Origin of the sequence: Streptomyces sp. NBC_00425, from assembly GCF_036030735.1 — a bacterium.
Taxonomy (GTDB): domain Bacteria; phylum Actinomycetota; class Actinomycetes; order Streptomycetales; family Streptomycetaceae; genus Streptomyces.
On record NZ_CP107928.1, the window covers coordinates 8,448,996 to 8,466,696 of the forward strand.

11 protein-coding genes are annotated in these 17,701 nt (G+C 74.2%); 3 read left to right on the top strand and 8 right to left on the bottom strand.

Annotation, left to right across the window (positions count from 1 at the left end; genetic code table 11):
• Positions 1 to 108: 108 nt before the first annotated feature.
• On the top strand, positions 109 to 1,614 hold the full coding sequence (locus tag OHS82_RS37225; protein ID WP_057582603.1) for a DEAD/DEAH box helicase: 1,506 nt from the start codon (positions 109 to 111) through the stop codon (positions 1,612 to 1,614).
• Positions 1,615 to 1,782: 168 nt separating this feature from the next.
• Here OHS82_RS37225 and OHS82_RS37230 read toward each other — a convergent pair whose 3' ends face one another.
• Positions 1,783 to 1,998 carry a DUF4177 domain-containing protein gene (locus OHS82_RS37230; RefSeq protein ID WP_057582602.1) on the bottom strand — a complete coding sequence of 72 codons (216 nt, stop codon included), beginning with the start codon at positions 1,996 to 1,998 and terminating at the stop codon, positions 1,783 to 1,785.
• 283 nt (positions 1,999 to 2,281) lie between these two features.
• Here OHS82_RS37230 and OHS82_RS37235 point away from each other — a divergent pair, with 283 nt between their 5' ends.
• Positions 2,282 to 4,003: a hypothetical protein gene (locus tag OHS82_RS37235; protein ID WP_443061840.1), complete on the top strand. Its 1,722-nt coding sequence runs from the start codon at positions 2,282 to 2,284 to the stop codon at positions 4,001 to 4,003.
• A gap of 262 nt (positions 4,004 to 4,265) precedes the next feature.
• On the opposite strand, the gene OHS82_RS37240 is transcribed toward OHS82_RS37235, so the two are convergent.
• From OHS82_RS37240 to OHS82_RS37265, 6 genes are all read right to left on the bottom strand, one after another.
• Positions 4,266 to 4,907 carry a cutinase family protein gene (locus tag OHS82_RS37240; RefSeq protein ID WP_057582601.1) on the bottom strand — a complete coding sequence of 214 codons (642 nt, stop codon included), beginning with the start codon at positions 4,905 to 4,907 and terminating at the stop codon, positions 4,266 to 4,268.
• A gap of 112 nt (positions 4,908 to 5,019) precedes the next feature.
• The gene (locus OHS82_RS37245; protein WP_328435440.1) at positions 5,020 to 6,261 is read right to left on the bottom strand and encodes a PucR family transcriptional regulator; all 1,242 of its coding nucleotides are present in this window, start codon (positions 6,259 to 6,261) and stop codon (positions 5,020 to 5,022) included.
• Between the two features lie 122 nt (positions 6,262 to 6,383).
• Positions 6,384 to 7,373: an alpha/beta hydrolase gene (locus OHS82_RS37250; RefSeq protein ID WP_057582595.1), complete on the bottom strand. Its 990-nt coding sequence runs from the start codon at positions 7,371 to 7,373 to the stop codon at positions 6,384 to 6,386.
• Between the two features lie 9 nt (positions 7,374 to 7,382).
• Positions 7,383 to 11,858, bottom strand: a complete 4,476-nt coding sequence (locus tag OHS82_RS37255; RefSeq protein WP_328435441.1) for a type I polyketide synthase — start codon at positions 11,856 to 11,858, stop codon at positions 7,383 to 7,385.
• The gene (locus OHS82_RS37260) at positions 11,855 to 13,603 is read right to left on the bottom strand and encodes a fatty acyl-AMP ligase (RefSeq protein ID WP_328435442.1); all 1,749 of its coding nucleotides are present in this window, start codon (positions 13,601 to 13,603) and stop codon (positions 11,855 to 11,857) included. Before OHS82_RS37260 ends, OHS82_RS37255 begins: the two co-directional genes overlap by 4 nt.
• Positions 13,604 to 13,676: 73 nt before the next feature.
• Entirely contained in the window at positions 13,677 to 15,212 is a 1,536-nt protein-coding gene (locus OHS82_RS37265) for an acyl-CoA carboxylase subunit beta (protein ID WP_057582592.1), read from the bottom strand.
• Positions 15,213 to 15,534: 322 nt separating this feature from the next.
• Here OHS82_RS37265 and OHS82_RS37270 point away from each other — a divergent pair, with 322 nt between their 5' ends.
• Complete coding sequence (locus tag OHS82_RS37270; protein ID WP_328435443.1) at positions 15,535 to 16,968, top strand: cytochrome P450; 1,434 nt, start codon at positions 15,535 to 15,537, stop codon at positions 16,966 to 16,968.
• Between the two features lie 155 nt (positions 16,969 to 17,123).
• Here the strand turns inward: OHS82_RS37270 and OHS82_RS37275 are convergent, their stop codons facing one another.
• Positions 17,124 to 17,663: a DinB family protein gene (locus OHS82_RS37275; RefSeq protein WP_057582590.1), complete on the bottom strand. Its 540-nt coding sequence runs from the start codon at positions 17,661 to 17,663 to the stop codon at positions 17,124 to 17,126.
• Between the last annotated feature and the right edge of the window lie 38 nt (positions 17,664 to 17,701).

Here is a 17,701-nt window from a genome sequence, read left to right on the forward strand (position 1 = left end):
CGGTGGGGCCCCAGCTTCCTGCTTTCTGCGTTCCGTCGGAACGCTGTCATTCTTGTATTCGGCTCGTACTTGCAATTCATCCGGCTCATGCCTGTCGGGAATTCCTCGATGCGTGCCCCTCGAGGAAGGTTCTCCGTGAGCCGTTCAGCTCGCACGAACGACCGTTTCCGGCCGCAGGGCCGGGGCCGCCCCGGCGCCGCTCCGGGTGGCGGCGGACGCCGCCCCGTCGCACCGCAGGGGGAGTTCGCGCCGCCGGACACCGTCACCCCGGCGCTTCCCGCCGTCGCGACCTTCGGCGAACTGGACCTGCCCGCCGAATTGCTGAACACGCTCACCGAACTCGGTGTGCACGAGCCGTTCCCGATCCAGGCCGCCACCTTGCCGAACTCCCTCGCGGGCCGCGACGTCCTGGGCCGTGGGCGTACCGGATCCGGCAAGACGCTCGCCTTCGGCCTGGCGCTTCTGGCGCGCACGGCGGGACAGCGTGCCGAGGCGCGCAAGCCGCTGGCCCTGATCCTCGTCCCCACGCGCGAACTGGCCCAGCAGGTCACCGACGCGCTCACGCCGTACGCCCGGTTGCTGAAGCTGAGGCTCGCCACGGTGGTCGGCGGGATGTCGATCGGCCGGCAGGCCGGTGCGCTGCGTGCCGGGGCCGAGGTCGTCGTCGCGACGCCGGGCCGCCTCGCGGACCTCGTGGAGCGCAAGGACTGCCGCCTGGACCGGGTCGGCATCACCGTCCTCGACGAGGCCGACCAGATGGCCGACATGGGGTTCATGCCCCAGGTCACCGAACTCCTGGACCAGGTGCGCCCCGACGGCCAGCGCCTGCTGTTCTCGGCCACCCTGGATCGCAACATCGACCTCCTGGTCCGTCAGTACCTCCATGACCCGGTCGTGCACTCGGTCGACCCCTCGGCGGGCACGGTCACCACGATGGAGCACCACGTGCTGCACGTGCACGGCGCCGACAAGTTCGCCGCCGCCACCGAGATCGCCGCGCGTGACGGACGTGTGCTGATGTTCCTGGACACCAAGCACGCGGTGGACCAGTTCACCAGGCACCTGCTGGGGAGCGGCGTGAAGGCCGCCGCGCTGCACGGCGGCAAGTCCCAGCCCCAGCGCACCCGCACCCTGGCCCAGTTCAAGACCGGTCATGTGACCGTGCTGGTGGCCACCAACGTCGCGGCCCGGGGCATCCACATCGACGACCTCGACCTCGTCGTCAACGTGGACCCGCCCGCCGACCACAAGGACTACCTGCACCGCGGCGGACGTACCGCCCGCGCAGGCGAGTCGGGCAGCGTGGTCACTCTGGTGCTGCCCAACCAGCGCCGGGACATGGTCCGCCTCATGTCCGACGCGGGCATCAGGCCGCAGATCACGCAGGTCCGTTCCGGCGAGGCCGAGCTGAGCCGCATCACCGGCGCCCAGGCTCCCTCCGGTGTCCCGCTCCCCGGCAGCGGAACGTCCACGGAGCGTCCGAAGCGCGGCGGGGCGCCCTTCCGTGGCATGGGTGCCCGCCCCGGGAGGGCAGGCGGAGACTCCCGCAGGTCCGCCGAGGCACGGCAGATCGCCGAGGCCCGCAAGGCCGCCCGGATCCGACGCGGCGCCTAGCCCGCACAGACCGGTCAGGGCCCGGCCCGGCCGCCTTCGGTCCTCCTCGCCGAAGCGGAAGTCCGGCCGGCCCGCCCCTCGCGGGGGCGGGAACCCGGTCGGCTCGCTCTTCGCGGCGCGGAGGTCCGGCCGGCCCGACGTTCACCACGACGGGCCGGCCCACGGTCGTCAGCGGCGCGGACGCTCCAGGGTGAGGAGCAGACCCTCCACCGCGCCGGGCCCGATGCGGCCCTTGACGTCGGCGGAGGTGATCGCCTTCAGGGCCCAGCCGTCCTCGGCGTGCTTGTTGAGGACCTTCTCCAGCTTGTCGCTGTCCAGTGCGTCGCCGATCAGCGACTCCCGGAAGGTGACGACCTTGTACTCGAGTGCGTGCGGGTTGCTCATGGCGGGGGCCTTCCTGCGGATGGACTGGCTGCCGGAACGGCACCAGCCAATCACCGGTCGGCGTCACGGGCCACGGCGGGGGGCGGCTCCGGTCGGGGCGACCGGGTGAAAGGCCGCGACCGGCGACTGCGGGCGGGTGACTGCGGGCGGGTGACAAGGACGCCGTCGGACGCTGCGTTGTTGTGAGCACTCCCCGACAGGGCGCTTCCCGCCGCCCTACGGTCCGCCCATGAAGTCCATGACGTCCCTGAAGGCCATGACGTCCCTGACGTCGCTGCAGACCGTGAAGACGAGCTCCGGCAGAGGCAGGACATGGCGCGGTGCCGCACTGGCGGCGCTGCTGACCGCCGGGGCCCTCACCGGAGCCGTCCCGAACGCCCAGGGGGTCGGCACGCGCGTCGAGACGCCCGTGGCGTCGACGCACCCGGCCGACGGCGTGACCGAGTCGAGGGTGCGGGTGAAGGCGCCGTTGCCGCCGGCCTTCGGCAGACGTCCGGCGGCCTGCGACTGGCTGTCCTATCTGCGCTACCGCTCCGCGGACGGGCCGGCCGCGTCGGCCGACGCCGACCGCATCCTCGTGGCCCAGCCGGGCATCCTGGAAGGCGGCGGAGCATTCGACAGCGTCGCCCGCGGCACCGTGGCCAAGGCCGTCGCGCAGGGGCGGCACATCGAGTTCTGGGCGCTGGACCGGCGCTCCAACTGCCTGGAGGACCGCACCGGCATCGCCTCCGGCGACCAGCACGCGGCCGTCGACTACTACTACCGCGGCCGGGCGGTCGGCGGTCGGACCTTCGACGGGTTCGCCGGCAACGCCGACCTCGGGTGGCTGGCGAAGCTCGGCATCGAGCAGACCGTGCGGGACCAGTACGACCTGCTCGTCGCCGAGTTGCCCGACCGCGGCCTGCGCAGGAGCAAGGTGCTGTGCGGCGGACACTCGCTGGGCGGCGTGATCACCGGGTACTTCGCCGCCGCGGACTTCGACGGCGACCCCGCGACCACGGCGGACGCCGGACAGAACCAGTGCGCCGGCTACTTCGCCCTGGACACGACGGTCTCCATCTCCCTGGACGACCTGAGCGGCAGCATCCCCGACGACGCCGGTGTTCCGGACGTCGGGCTCGGTTACGCCGCGGTGCAGGCGGGACTCGACAGCGGAGTGCTCCCACGCTCGCTGTCCGCGCCGGTCCTGCTCAACCCGGAGACCATGACCCTGCTCGCCATCGCCGGCCTGGGAACCCTGCACGACCCCGACGCCGAGGCGGACCTGCCCGCCTACCTCCCCTCCGGCCTCAACATCGAGGCCACCAACCGGTTCCTGTTCTCGAAGGACGCCGCGGCCTTCCTCACCGGCTCCCCGGCCGTGAGGGACTTCCGGCTCACCAACGCCGCCGTGCTCGGGGCGCTGATGGACGATCAGTCCGTGCCGCTGGCGTTCCTGCAGAGCAGCGTGGGCTTCTTCGACGGCGGCCCGGTCGTGGACAAGGACTTCCCCGCAGCCAACGGCAGTGCGCAGCCGACGCAGCTGTTCGGCGTCGAGTACAAGGCCATCCCCGCGCGGCCGCACGGGCCGCTGTACACCTGGCGGAACTACGACCGCGTCGGTGACGCCGACGATCCCGGGTACCGGTCGGCCGACGGCACACCGTTCACCGGAGCGGGCAAGGAGGTGACCGACATCCGGGAACTGGCCCGCAGCCTGGCGGAGCAGCCGCTGGACTTCACCGAGCAGTACTTCCCGACCAAGCTGGTCTCCGACATCCAGTCGGCCACCTCGCCACAGGTGAAGAGGCTCGTCGTCCATCCCGGCGGGCTGACGGCCAACCCGACGCTCACCGTGCTCGCGGGCGACGGACTGCTCGCCGGCCGCATCCCGGCCGACCTGCATCCCGTGGTGGCCGCCGGCTACCAGCATCTCGACGTGCTGACCGCGGCGCCGGTGCAGAGCGACGGCAGGCCCGAGCCGGTGTCGAGCAGCCTCGCCGCGTTCGCCCGCGCTCCGCGATAGCGGTCGGCGGGGGTGCAGGAGGCTGACGCCGGCGCGGGTCAGGGCTCTGGCGTCGGCCACCGGCCCTCGCACACACGAGGGGCCCGGGCGGCAGCCGTCGCCCCGCGAAGCCCCTCGCACACACGAGGGGCCCGGGCGGCAGCCATCGTCCCTCGAACGCACGGCGCGTCCGGGCGGCAGCCACCGCCACCCCGCACGCACGCACGGACGGGTCCGGGAGGAGAACCTCCCGGACCCGTCCGTGCGCCCGCGTTCCGGCGGGTCAGACCCGGCCGGCGGCGAACGTGACCGCCGCGCCGGCGTCGGAGGTGTAGCCGAGGTGCGCCAGCACGTCGTCCCCGCCGTTCTCGCAGATGGGGTCGCCGTCGGCGCAGAAGTCGATGGTGCGGCTCTGGTAGACGCCGGTGACGCTCTTGCCGAGCGCCCGGATCGGGTTGCCGAACAGCAGGACGGCGGCGACCTTCGGCTCGACGGCCGCGGGGAGGGTCGCCACGATGGGACTGCCCACCACCGCGCCGGCGCTGCTGATGCCGAGTGAGTTGTCGACCACGTTCGCGCCCTGCGAATAGCCGACCAGGAGGAAGCGCTGAGCGGGACAGGCCGCGGCCTGCGCCTTGACGTGGTTCACGAGATCGGCGTTTCCCTGCGCGGCGGAGGTGAGGGAAAGGTCCGCGGGATAGTTCACCGCATAGCTGGAGAGTTTCTTTCCCGTCAGTTTCTTCTGCAGGGCCGAATAGACCGGGTCGCCGACGATCAGGCCGAGCGTGCCCGGCTCGAAGGTGCCGCGAGCTGCCACGACGTCGATGTCCGAGCAGGCGGCCGCGGATGCCGAAGGGGCCGAGGCGGCGGTCAGTCCGACCCCTCCGGCGAGGGAGAGCGCGGCAAGGCACAGGCGAATACGCATGGGGATCCTTGGGGGTGCGGCGCGTTGTGCGCGCCTACGGAAAAGGACAGTCCCGAAGGTATTCGCGTTTCCCTGAGGGGTGTTATGGACGGGAATTCAGAAATCCCGCGTCTTATTGTTCCGAAGTTAGTGTCCGCGCCGCGTCGCCGTGCGCCGCCGTGGAGCGCAGGGCGAGGATCAGGTCCAGCCGGGCGCCGGGGTCGTGCAGGGCGTCGCCGAACAGCTTCTCCAGTTGGCGCAGCCGGTAGCGGACCGTCTGCGGGTGGATGTGCAGCCGGGCGGCCACGTCGGGCACGTTGCTGCCGGTCAGCAGCCAGACCAGCAGCGTCTCTGCCAGCCTGGTCCGCTGTCCCTCGGACACGGCGTCGAGGGGAGCGAGGGCTCGTGCCGCCAGGTGGCCGAGCAGCGGCTCGTCGCTGTGCAGGAGCAGCGTCGACAGATGGTCGGCGCAGCGCACCACGCCCTGCCGGGGCAGCACGCCGCGGCCCATCAGCCCCAGCGCCCGCGTCGCCCAGCGCAGCGAGTGCGCGGCCTCGGCGACCGGGACCGTCGGACCGATCGCCGCCGGACGTCCCCGCAGACCGAGGACGAACGACCGGCCGCCGAAGCGGCCTGCGCCCTCCGGGTCCGGGACCAGCACCCTCGGCGGACGTGACTCCATGTCGACCAGCGCTCCGGGCGCCGCCGGCGGAGGATCCTGTGCGTACTGGTCGGCGCTGGTCGCGAGCACGACGACCGCGACCTGCGAGGGCACCCGCCAGCGTGCGGCGTGCGCCAGCTCCTGCACCGCCTCGGGGGACACCGGCCCCTCGCCCAGCAGCTGGCCGAGCAGGCGCCGACGCCGCCGCTCCAGCTCTCCCGCGCTGTGGCACCGTGCCTCGGCGTATCCGGCGGCGGCCGCCTCCGCGACCTCGTGCACGGTCCTGAACGCCAGTTCGCCGAGGGCGGCCACGGCCGTCGAGTCCAGCCCGACCTCCTCCGCCGTGCGGCTCAGCCGCCGCCAGGCGTGCAGCCCGCCCACGCGCAACGCGGACTGCAGCGCGTCCAGACTGCGTCCCTCGATGGCTTCACCGCGGCCGAGTTCGTAGTACGTCGCGGCGATGGCGGCGTCCTGGCCCCGCGGGTCGGCGATGTGGTCGACGAACAGGGTGAGCGCCTGGACCACGCCGGCTCTGATGTGGCGACCCTGGACCCCGGCGGCCGGCCCCGAGTATTCGGGAACCTGTCTGCGGACCTCTTCCTCCACTTCGTCGGCCACGCCTTCGAGATCGGAGCGCAGCAGCTCGGCGAGGTCCGGCGGGACCGGAGCGGTTCGGGGGCCGACGGGTTCGCCGCGGGGAGCGGGGACAGCCACGACGGACGCTCCTTTCACCCGGAGACGGTTCGCCCACGCACCGGTGCCCGTGGGACGAGAGGGTCGTCCCGTGTTGGACGGACGACCTCTGCGCTCCGTTCCGTGCCCCGGCGGCACCGACATCATTCCGGCACCCCCAGCGCACCGGCGAGCATCGGCCAGGAGGCGGTGAACTCCCGCCGCCAGTAGGTCCAGCTGTGTCCTCCTCCCGGGTAGAAGTGGGTGGTGACGGAGATGCCGAGGAGTGCGAGCGCGCCGGTGAAGCCGTGCGCCGAGGGCCACAGCGTGCTCTCCAGTGCCTCGGGCAGCCAGTCGCCGGCGCCGCCGACCACCCCGCTGCCGCTCGACACGTACAGGGGCGTGCCCCGCAGCCCGGCCGCGCGCGCCCGCGGATTGAAGTCGCGCCAGGTCGGGGCGTTGAGGATCGGGTTGCCCCACAGGGACGGCGGAAGCAGGTTCTCGCGGGCCACGATGGCGTCCACGAGGGTCGGCACCCCGGGGGCCGTGGTGTCGAGGACGCCGCTGTAGGAGGCCGCGGCGGCGAACGCGCCGGGGTGGCGTGCCGCGTGCGCCATCGCCCCGTAGCCCCCGGTGGAGACCCCGGCGACGACCCGCACGCCGGAGGCCCGGTAGTCGCGGGCGAGCAGCGCCGGGACCTCCCGCACCTGGAACGTCTCGTAGTCGGGGCCGCCCCGCCACGCGGACGGGATGCCGGTGGGTCCCGCGTCGGGCATGGCCACGATCAGGTCGCGGCCCTCGGTGAAGGCCTCGATGTCCGTCTCCCGGGTCCAGGACGTGTAGTCGTCGTGAGCGCCGTGCAGCAGATACAGCACGGGGTAGGTCCGCTCGGGCCGGTTGTCGAAGCCGGTGGGCAGGATCAGCCGCAGCGGAGCCCGGCGGCCCAGCGCCGGGGAGGAGACGGAGACGTCGACGGTCCGTGGCCCCGGCAGGGTCGCGGCCCGGCCCGCCGCGGTGACCGTGTCGGTGGCGTGGGCCGTGGTGGTGGCGTGGGCCGTCGCCGTGGCGTGGGCGCCGAACAGGGCGGCCAGTCCTGTGGCCGCCGCGGCTTTGGTGACGGCGCGTCGGGACGTTCCGGCGGTGCGGTGCGGCATGGCGGCTCCTCAGTGAGGTTCGGCGGTTCCGCCCGGCGCGGCGAGCAGCTGCCCCAGGTGGGCGGCGATCTCGTCGACGTGCGGGGGGTCGAGCAGCGACAGGTGGTGCCCCGGGACCGGCACCACTGTCAGATCGGGGCACACGGCGTCCCAGCCGAGGGCCTCGTCGTCGCGTTCGTAGGCCGGGTCGCGCACGGTGTGCGGAGCCGGCTCGGTGGCCCGGTACAGCACCACGCGACCGGCATAACGGCTCGGGCGGTGGGCCTCGCCGATCCTCAGGTCCAGGTAGGAGGCCCGCTGGTGCTCCAGCGCGGCGGACGGCACGTCGGCTGCGGCGCGCAGGGTCCGCAGGACGAGGTCGATGCGCTCGCGGTCGTCGTCCGTCGCCGCCAGCTCGTCGTGGGGCAGCCGCAGACGGACCCCGTAGACGTCTGCGACATGTCGGGCGAACCCCGCGAAGTGCGCGCGGACGCGGTCGGCCCGAGCGGGACCGGGAGGGGGGAGAAGCGGGCGCACCGAGTCGATGAGCACGACCAGGGGCACGGCCCGTCCGGCGTCCGTGAGCAGCCGTGCCGTCTCCTGGGCGAGGAAGCCGCCGAAGGACCAGCCGCCCAGCAGCACGGGCCCCGTGGGGTGGGCGGCGGTGATCGCCTCGGCGTAGCGGCGGGCTTTCTCCGGCACGGTGCCGGCCTCCTCCAGCCGGTTCACGCCCAGCACGGGGCGGACGTCCCCCAGCCGTTGGGCGAGGGTGCGGTAGACGTCGGAGGAACCCCCGGCCGCGTGGAACAGGAAAAGCGGCGGGCGTGGGCCGCCGGGGCGCAAGGGCTGCAAGGGCTGGAAGAGCTGGAAGAGCTGGAAGAGCTGCAAGGGCTGTAAAGGGTGCGGGAGGTGCGGGAGCCGCTGCGGCGAGGAGCTGTCCTCTGACGCGGGCAGGGTTCGCCCGTCCTTTGACGCGGCGCCGCCTTGCCGGACGCGTTCGGCCGCCTCGGCGACGGTGGCGGCGCCGAGCAGGTCGCGCAGCGGCAGCGTGATCCCGAACTCGCGCTCCACGGCGGTGCGGATGCGGACCGCCATCAGCGAGTCCAGACCCAGGTCGGCCAGTACGGTGGCGGGCGTGATCCGGGCCGTCGGATGCCCCGTGACGTCCGCGATGTGACGCCCGAGACGCGCGGCGACGGAGGCGGCGTCGCCTGTCCCCGTGACCTCTGCCGTCTCCCCGATCGCATCCGCGTGCCCGGCCGGTTCAGCCTCCCCGGGAGCGGCCGCGGTAGCGGCAGAGGCAGAGGCAGGGGCAGCGGATGCAGGAGCCGCAGCGGCAGGGGCGGCTGCGGCCCGCGCCGGAGGGTCGGTCCGCTCGACGGGAGCGGCCCACCCGGCGCCCGTGGGCCCATGGGCCGGTCCGGTGTGCCACGCCGGGCGGCTCGCCGCCTGCCCCGAGGCCCGGGGCCGGCCGTCCGTCCACCAGTGCCGGGTGTGCCGCCAGCGCGGCGCGGGCACGTCGACGACGCGACCGTCCGTCGGCGGCGGCAGGGGCAGCCCGGCGGCGTACAGCGAGCCCACCTGGGTGAGGAACGCGGCGCCGCCGTCCGCACCGCGACGCAGGGAGCCCACGGCGAGGGCGCCGGGCACGGTGTCGGCGATGGGCCCCGTCAGGACCGGATGCGGTGAGATCTCGACGAACGCGGTGTGGCCGTCGGCCGCAGCCGCCGCGAGGGCCCGGTCCAGACGCACCGGCCGGCGCAGGTTGGCGGCCCAGTGGACGGCGTCGAACGCGCAGTCGCCGCGCGGGTCGTCGAGGACGGTGGAGTAGACCGGCACCCGCGGGCGCCGCCCCCGGACCTCGGCCAGGGCGTCGGTCAGCTCCGGCAGCAGCGGATCGACCCGGGACGAGTGCCCGGCGCCGGTCACCTGCATGAACCGTGCGACGCGTCCCTCCTCCTCCAGTCGGCGCACCAGCCCGGCGACCGCCGGCTCGTCCCCGGTGACCACCTTCTGCCGGGGCGAGGAGTGGACGGCGATCTGAACGCCGGGGAAGTCCCTCTGCAGGACGACGAGTTCGGTGTCGTCCACCTCGACCACGGCCATCGCGCCGCCCCGCAGCCCGCTCAGCAGCCGGGCCCGCACGGCGATGACCAGGGCGGCCTCCGGCACTTCCAGCGCGCCCGCGCAGACGGCGGCGGCCACCTCGCCCATCGAGTGGCCGATCACCGCGGCCGGTTCCACCCCGTACGAGCGCCACGACTCGGCGAGCGCCACCTGCACCCCGAACAGCACGGGCTGGGCGATCTCCAGGCGGTCCAGGGGGTCTTCGGACGTCAGCCGGTCGTGCAGCGAGAATCCGCAGGCGCCGACGAGCTGCGCGTCGAGTTTCTCCACGGCCGCGGCGAACGCCGGTTCCTCGGCCAGGAGCCGGCGTCCCATGCCGGGCCACTGGCTGCCGTAGCCGGAGAACACCCACACCGGGCCCCGCCCCACGAGATCACGGTCACCGGTCACCGTGTGCGTGTGCGTGTGCGTGTGCGGGCGGTGGTGTGCCAACGCGTCCATGGCATCGGCCAGTTCGTCCGTGTCATGGGCGACCACCGCGGCGCGCACGGGTCCGCGACCGGTGCGTCCGGCGAGCGTACGCGCCACGTCAGCCGGGTGGACCGCCCTCCCCTCGGGCGTGCGGAGCCAGGCGGCCAGCCGGCCCGCGGTGTCCCGGACCCGCTCGGAGTCGACGTCGGACAGCAGATGCAGCCGGGCGGCCGGCTCCTCGACCGGCCGCGGGAGGGCGTCGGTCCGCCATTCCTCCAGCACCGCATGGGCGTTGGCGCCGCTGAAGCCGAAACCCGAGACGCCGGCGACGGCCGTGCCGCCGTAACGGGGCCACGGCTCGGACTCGGTCACCACCCGCAGCCGCGCCTCGCCCACGGCGCTTCCGTGCGCGCAGTGCAGGGACGGCGGGATGAGGTCGTGGTGGAGGGCGAGGACCGTCTTCACCAGCCCGGCGAGCCCCGCCGCGGCCTCCAGATGGCCGAGGTTGCCCTTGACCGAGCCGAGCAGCAGCGGCTGTTCGAGGTCGCGCCCCGGACCCAGCACCGCGTCCAGCGCGCCCGCCTCGATCGGGTCGCCGAGCGGGGTGCCCGTGCCGTGCGCCTCGACGTAGTCGACCTGCCCCGCGACCAGCCCGGCCCGCCTGTACGCGGTCGCCAACAGGGCTTGCTGTGCGGCGGGGTTGGGGGCCAGCAGCCCGTTGGAGCGGCCGTCGGAGTTGACGGCGGTGGCCCGCACGACGGCGAGGACGCGGTCGCCGTCCCGCTCGGCGTCGGAGAGCCGCTTCAGGAGCACGGCGGCGCAGCCCTCGCCGCGGCCGATGCCGTCGGCCGCCGCGGAGAACGGCTTGCAGCGTCCGTCCGCTGCGAGGGCGCCGGCCTGCCCGAACGCGACGCCGACGGCGGGGGACAGGAGCAGGTTGACCCCGGCGGCGATCGCCGTGTCGCTCTCGCCGGAGCGCAGACTGACGCAGGCGTGGTGCAGCGCGACCAGGGAGGACGAGCAGGCCGTGTCGACCGCCATGCTCGGCCCGCGGGTGTCGAGCGTGTAGGCCAGCCGTCCCGCCGTCACACTGAGCGCCGCCCCGGCGGGCGCCCAGGGATCGACGGCCGTCGCGTCGGCGCCGGTCAGTTGTCCGTACTCGGCGGCGCTGACGCCGACGAAGACGCCGGTGGCCGTGCCCGCCAGGGCGGCGGCCGGCACCGCGGCGTGGTCGAGCGTCTCGCGGACGACCTCCAGAAGGATCCGCTGCTGCGGGTCCATCACCGCGGCCTCGCGCGGGGTGATGCGGAAGAAGTCGGCGTCGAACCCGGCGACGTCGTCGAGGTAGCCGCCGTGCGTCGGTGCGTCCTTCGGCGGGAACGCCGTGAAGTCGCGCCAGCGGTCCGCCGGGACCCGCCCGATCGCGTCGACGCCGTCGCACAGCAGCCGCCAGTAGTCGGCCGGCCCGCGCACCCCGCCCGGCAGCCGGCACCCCACCCCGATGACCGCGACGGGCTCGCCGAGCCCCGTCGGGGCAAGGGACGCGGGCGCCACGGGAGCATGCTCTGCGGCGGTGTCTCGCCCTGAGGCGGCCTGCCCCGCGATGTCCTGCCCTGCGGTGGTATGCCCCGCGGTGTCCTGTCCTGCGGTGGTCTGCCCCGTGGTGTCCTGCGCGGCCGTGGCGCACAGGTGCGTCACCAGCGCCTGGGCGGTGGGCGCCTCCCAGAGCAGTGTCGCCGGCAGCTCACGGCCCGTCAGCCGGGACAGCTCCCCGGCCAGCACGACCGCGTCCCGCGACGACATCCCGAGGTCCGCCAGCGGCACGTCCAGCGGCACGTCCGTCGTCACCTTCGCCGGCGCGTCCGTCGGCGTCGGCACGGTCGGCACGGTGTCCGCGGAGCCGCCCTGCCAGGCGGTCACCCGGTCCGTGATCAGCCGGCGCAGCGCCTCCTCGTCGGCGGCCCTCATCCCGCGCTCCGCGGCGCGTAGGCGCCCTCCAGGTAGCGGGTCCGGGTCAGCGCCCGCGACACCTTGCCGCTGGACGTGCGGGGCACTGCGCCCGGGGCGACGAGGACGACGTCGGCGAGGCGCAGCCCGTGCCGGGCGGAGACGGCCGCGCGCACGGCCCGCGCCAGAGCCGGCACGTCGATCTCGTCGAGACGCGAGGTCCGCGCGTGCTCGGCGACGACCACCACCCGCTCGCCCTCGCCGCGCCGGACGCCCGGGACGCCGAAGGCGGCGAGCCGGTCGCGCCGCACGGCCGGGTGCGCGTCCTGGGCGGTTCCCTCCACGTCCTGCGGGTAGTGGTTGCGCCCGTCGACGACGATGAGGTCCTTCAGCCGTCCGGTGACCGTCAACTGCCCCTCCAGCAGGGTCCCCAGGTCGCCGGTGCGCAGCCAGCGGCCCGGGACGCCGGCGAGCCCGGCGCCGAAGACCCGCCGGCTCTGCGGCTCGTTGTTCCAGTAGCCGCGCCCCACGTTGGGGCCCTGCACCCAGATCTCCCCGACCTCCCCGTCGGGCAGGGCCGTGCGGGAGACGGGATCGACGATGCGGACCTGCTGGTCCACCGGAGCGCCGCAGCCGGTCAGCAGCACGGCGTCGGCGTCGTCCGGCCGGGCGGGCAGGGCCTTCCCGGCGGCGAGGGCGTCCCGGTCGAGGGCGAACCGGCGCAACGGCTCGCCGGGGGCGGACGCGCTGACGAAGACGGTGGCCTCGGCGAGCCCGTACGACGGACAGTGGACGTCGGCGGCGAGCCCCTGGGCGGCGAACGCGGCGTGGAAGCGGTCGACGGTGCCGGGCCGCACCGGTTCGCTGCCGTTGACCAGCGCGGCGACGCCGTCCAGCCGGAGGTCCGCCTTCTGCGCGTCGGTGACGGCGGTCGAGCAGTACTCGTAGGCGAAGTTCGGCGCGGCGCTCACCGTGCGCGGATGCGCGGCGAGCAGCCGCAGCCAGCGGGCCGGTTCGTGCAGGAACGCGGCCGGGTCCATGAGCACCGACAGATGACCTCCGACGACCGGCGCCGCGACGCTCAGCACGAGCCCCATGTCGTGGTAGAGCGGCAGCCAGCCCACGCACGTCACCGGGTGTGCGTCGGCGCCGTAGGCGGTGAGCGCCTGACGGGCGTTGGCGACCACGTTGGCGTGGGTGATCTCCACCCCCGCCGGCGCGCGGGTGGAGCCGGAGGTGTACTGCAGATAGGCGGTCGCCCCGGTGTCCCGCGCCAGGGGCGGCGCAGTCGTCGTGGAGCCACCGGTCACCGGGTCCGCGGCGATCACCTGCGCCCGCGACGGCCCGCAGAAGGCCTCCACCTCCGCCAGGACGCGGCCCGAGGTCACCACGACCTCGGGGTGCGCGTCGGCCAGGACGCCGATGAGCCGGTCCGCGTGCCCGGCCAGGCCGGGCGGATACAGCGGAACGGCGACCATCTCCGCGCTCAGCGCCGCGAGGAACGCGGTGACGTAGTCCGTTCCCTGCGGGCACAGCAGCGCCACCCGGGACCCCGGCTCGGCCCGGTCGGCGAGCCGGGCCGCGAGCGCGCGCACCCGCCGGTCCAGGCCCTGCCAGGTCAGGGTGCGGTGCACGCCGCGCGAGCGGGCGTCGGGGTGGTCGACGAAGGTGAACGCCCGGCGGTCGGGGGTGGTTTCGGCCCAGTGCCGCACGTACTCGGGCAGGGTCCGGTACGCGGGTACGAGCGGGGGGCGGCGGCTGTCCATGGGGCGTGGCTCCTCACGACACGGTTCGGCCGGCGGTTCGGGCGGGTCGGGCGGGTCGGGCGGATCGGGCGGATCAGAGCGGGATGTTCCCGTGCCGGCGCTCCGGCATGGGGGCGCGTTTGCCGCGCAGCGCACGCAGCGCGCGGCACAGTTGCGCACGCGTGTCCCGGGGGGCGATGACGGCGTCGACGTATCCGCGCTCGGCGGCGGGGTACGGGGTGCCGTGGACGGACTCGTACGCGGCGACGAGACGGGCCCGCAGCGCCTCGGGGTCGTCGGCGGCGGCCAGTTCACGCCGGTGCAGCACGCCGACGGCGCCTTCCGCGCCCATGACGGCGATCCGCGCCGTGGGCCAGGCCAGGTTGAGATCGGCGCCCAGGTGCTTGGAGCCCATCACCGCGTACCCGCCGCCGTACGCCTTGCGCACGACGACCGTGACCTTCGGCACCGTCGCCTCGGCGTACGCGTACAGCAGCTTGGCGCCGCGCCGGATGATGCCTGCCCGCTCCTGGTGGACGCCGGAGAGATAGCCGGGGACGTCGGCGAAGGTCACCAGCGGGATGCCGAACGCGTCGCAGAACCGTACGAACCGGGCCGCCTTCTCGGAGGCGTCGATGTCGAGGACGCCGGCGGCGTGCAGCGGCTGGTTGGCGACGACGCCGACGCTGGCGCCCTCGAGCCGCGCCAGCGCGCAGACGATGTTCGGCGCGAACAGCTCGTGCACCTCGAGCAGTTCGCCGTCGTCCACGACGGCCCGCAGGATGTCGCGCATGTCGTAGGCCTGCCCGGTCCGGTCGGGCACCGCCTCGTCCAGCGCCGCGCCGCCGGGAGCGGCCCCCGGGGCGTACTCCGGGGGCCGCGCCAGGTTGTTGGACGGCAGGTACGACAGCAGGTCGCGGACGATGTCGAGGGCGTCCTCGTCGTCCTCGGCGAGGAAGTGGGCGTTGCCGTTGACGGAGTTGCTGGCCCGGGCGCCGCCCAGCTCCTCCGCGGTGGTGCGCTCGCCGGTGACCGCCTCGATGACGTCGGGGCCGGTGACGAACATGTGCGAGACGCCGTCCACCATCACGGTGAAGTCGGTGATCGCCGGAGAGTACGCGGCCCCGCCGGCGCAGGGCCCGAGGACGACCGAGATCTGCGGGACGACCCCCGACGCCTTCACGTTGCGGCGCACCAGTTCGGCGTAGAGGGCGAGCGAGGCGACCCCCTCCTGGATGCGGGCGCCGCCGGAGTCGTTGAGCCCGACGACCGGACAACCGGTCTTCAGCGCGAGATCCATCAGGGCCACCGTCTTCTCGCCGAAGGCCTCGCCCATGCTGCCGCCGAAGACCGTCGAGTCCTGCGCGAACACACAGACGGGGCGGCCGTCGACCGTGCCGTACCCGGTGACCACGCCGTCGCCGGCCGGCCGGCGGGCGCCGTCCCCCGTCGACCGGGCCCGGACGAACAGCCCGGTCTCGGTGAAGGAGCCCTGGTCCACGAGCCGTTCGATCCGCTCCCGCGCGCCGAGCGCCCCGCGTCTGCGCGGCGGGACCGCCACCGTCGCGCGCTCCTGACGGTGCGCCAGGTCCGCGATGCGTGCTGTGGTGCCGTCCGCCGAACCGGTCATGGTCGCCTGGGGCGTTGTCGCCTCTCGCGTCACAGCCACCTCCGAAAGTGGATCCCGAATATGGCAGCGACCCCGCGGCGGTCCCCAGCGATCGCCGTTCCGTTTGCGTGAGATGAGTCCCGGCGGACGCGGATTCGTCCTGCCGTGACTAGCAATCGCCGACCGGGGCGCTCCCGGCGCCCGTGGGCCGGGCGCTCCCCGGCATGCGTCCGGCCGCGCCCCGGCCGTTCCCCGCGGCCGGGGCCTGGGATAGGGTCCCTCCGGTTCCGGCTGCCGATCGACGACGCGCCGGCATGGGGAGTGTCAAGGGGGCGGCAGATCAGTGGAATCGCAGGTGGACGACGGCGGATCCGTGGACCTCGACGGCGCGCGGTTGGAGACGATGTCTCTCGAACCGCTTCTGACCCGGGACTACGAGACGCGTCCCTCCCTCGTGTACGAGCGGCTGCGCCAACGCCACGGCCCGGTCGCGCCGGTCGACCTGCTGGGCGTGCCCGCCTGGCTGGTCCTCGGCTACCGCGAGTCGCTCGAGGTGCTCCAGGACGACGCCGCGTGGCCGAAGGGGCTGGAGAACTGGCGGGCCCGCTCGGAGGGCAGGGTGCCGACCGACTGGCCGCTCGGACCGTCCCTCGAGGTCAACCACGTGCTGATCCAGGGCGGCCCCGGCTACCCGGCGTTGCGCACGGCGTGGGACGCGGCGCTCAAGCCGTTCCAGGACCCGCGGCACCCCCAGGCCAAGCGCCTGAAGACGGCCGTCACCGCCTACGCCGACGAGCTGATCGGTCTGGTGGGACAGGCCGGCGGCACGGGCCTGGCGGATCTGTCCGCCCAGTTCGCCCGCCCGCTGCCGCTGATGGTCGCGAGCCGTCTGCTCGGGTTCCCCGGGTCCCAGGGCGACGACGCGCTGATGGACATGTGGCGGGTGCTGGACGCGGGCCCGGACGCCGAACCGGCGCTGGACCGCCTGTTGGCGGCGCTCGCGGAACTGGCGGCGGTGAAGTTGAAGACGCCGGGGGAGGACTTCCCCTCGTACCTGCTGGCGGCGCACCCCGACCTGTCGCTGGACGAGCTGGCCCGTGAGCTGTTCATGCTGCTGGGGATGACCTCCGACCACGTCGGCATCCTCATCTCCAACACCGTGGTCGAGGTCATCTCCGGCGAGGGCGGCGGTGCGCGGGCCAGCCTGTCGGCGGGAATGGTCCGGGAGAGCATGAACCGGGTGGTCATGCGCAAGCCGCCACTGGTCAACTTCGTGCCGCGCTTCGCGGCCGAGGACACTCCGCTGGGCAACCAGGTCATCCGGGCGGGCGACCCGGTGTGGGTCTCGTCCGCGGCGGCCCACGCCGACCCGCTGTTCGCCGGTCATGTGGAGCCCGGCACCACGGTCAGCACGCGGGCGCATCTCGCGTGGGGCGCGGGCCGCCGTCAGTGCCCGGCGCGCGAACTCGCCTCGACGGTCGCGGCGGTCGGCGTGGGCCGGCTCTTCGAGCGGTTCTCCCACCTGGAGCTCGCCTTGCCCGTCGACCAACTGCCTTGGCGTTCCTCGCCGTTCATGCGGGGCCTGCGCTCGCTGCCGGTACGGTACGAACTCGCCGCGACGCCGGGGACGCAAGTGAGCCCGGTCGCGGACCCGGAGCCGTCCGAGCCGACCGCGGTGGACCCGACGCTGCCGGACCCGACGCTGGTGGACCCGGCGATCCGGCAACGCTCGTCGCTCTGGCGCTACTTGACGGGCCTCATCGGCGTGGGCCGCTGAGCCGACGGCGGGCCACCGGCGGCGAGGGCGGCGGGTGGAGCGGGGGGCGGGTGGCCGCCCGGCGGAGCGGCCCTTCAGCCGTCCCGCCGGCGCGGAGAGCCACCCCGCCCTCCCCCGGCGGTCCGGCGGGCCTACTCCGCTGAGGACGGCCGGCCTCAGCCCATGCTCTTCGCCCCGTCGATGGCCTCGCGGATGATGTCCGCGTGCCCGGCGTGCTGGGCGGTCTCGGCGACGATGTGCAGCAGGACGCGGCGAGCGGTCTGTCGCGCGCCCGGCTCGAACCAGGGAGCCGGCGGCAGCGGCTGCTCCGCGTCGAGGTCGGGCAACGTGGCGACCAGTTCGTCCGTGCGGTAGGCCGCCTCCGCGTACTCCTTCAGCACGCCGGTCAGCGTCTCGCCGGGCAGCATCCGGAACTCGGCGGCCCGCGCGGCCCAGTCGTCCTGCGTCATCTTGGTGAAGTCCGGCATCGCCGACGGGCCTTCGAGGATGAAGCCGACCCAGTTCCGCTCGACGGCGGCGAGGTGCTTGATCAGGCCCCCGAGACACAGCTCGCTCACCGTGGTCCGCTGTCCGACCTGCTCGTCGGTGAGGTCACGTGTGGTGAAGCGCAGGAAGTGCCGGCTCTTGGTCAGCGCCGCCAGCAGGTCGGCGCGCTCACCGGTGAGGGACGGGGTGAGGGTGGGGGAGTCGCTCATAGTTCTGTCCTCGGTCGATCGTGTTCCGCGGTCGAGGA

Bases quoted from the DNA above. Each gene is read 5' to 3' on its own strand.
- OHS82_RS37240 (WP_057582601.1), bottom strand. From the start codon at position 4,907: ATGCGTATTCGCCTGTGCCTTGCCGCGCTCTCCCTCGCCGGAGGGGTC.
- OHS82_RS37255 (WP_328435441.1), bottom strand. From the start codon at position 11,858: ATGAGGGCCGCCGACGAGGAGGCGCTGCGCCGGCTGATCACGGACCGG.
- OHS82_RS37230 (WP_057582602.1), bottom strand. From the start codon at position 1,998: ATGAGCAACCCGCACGCACTCGAGTACAAGGTCGTCACCTTCCGGGAG.
- OHS82_RS37225 (WP_057582603.1), top strand. From the start codon at position 109: ATGCGTGCCCCTCGAGGAAGGTTCTCCGTGAGCCGTTCAGCTCGCACG.
- OHS82_RS37265 (WP_057582592.1), bottom strand. From the start codon at position 15,212: ATGACCGGTTCGGCGGACGGCACCACAGCACGCATCGCGGACCTGGCG.
- OHS82_RS37275 (WP_057582590.1), bottom strand. From the start codon at position 17,663: ATGAGCGACTCCCCCACCCTCACCCCGTCCCTCACCGGTGAGCGCGCC.
- OHS82_RS37250 (WP_057582595.1), bottom strand. From the start codon at position 7,373: ATGCCGCACCGCACCGCCGGAACGTCCCGACGCGCCGTCACCAAAGCC.
- OHS82_RS37260 (WP_328435442.1), bottom strand. From the start codon at position 13,603: ATGGACAGCCGCCGCCCCCCGCTCGTACCCGCGTACCGGACCCTGCCC.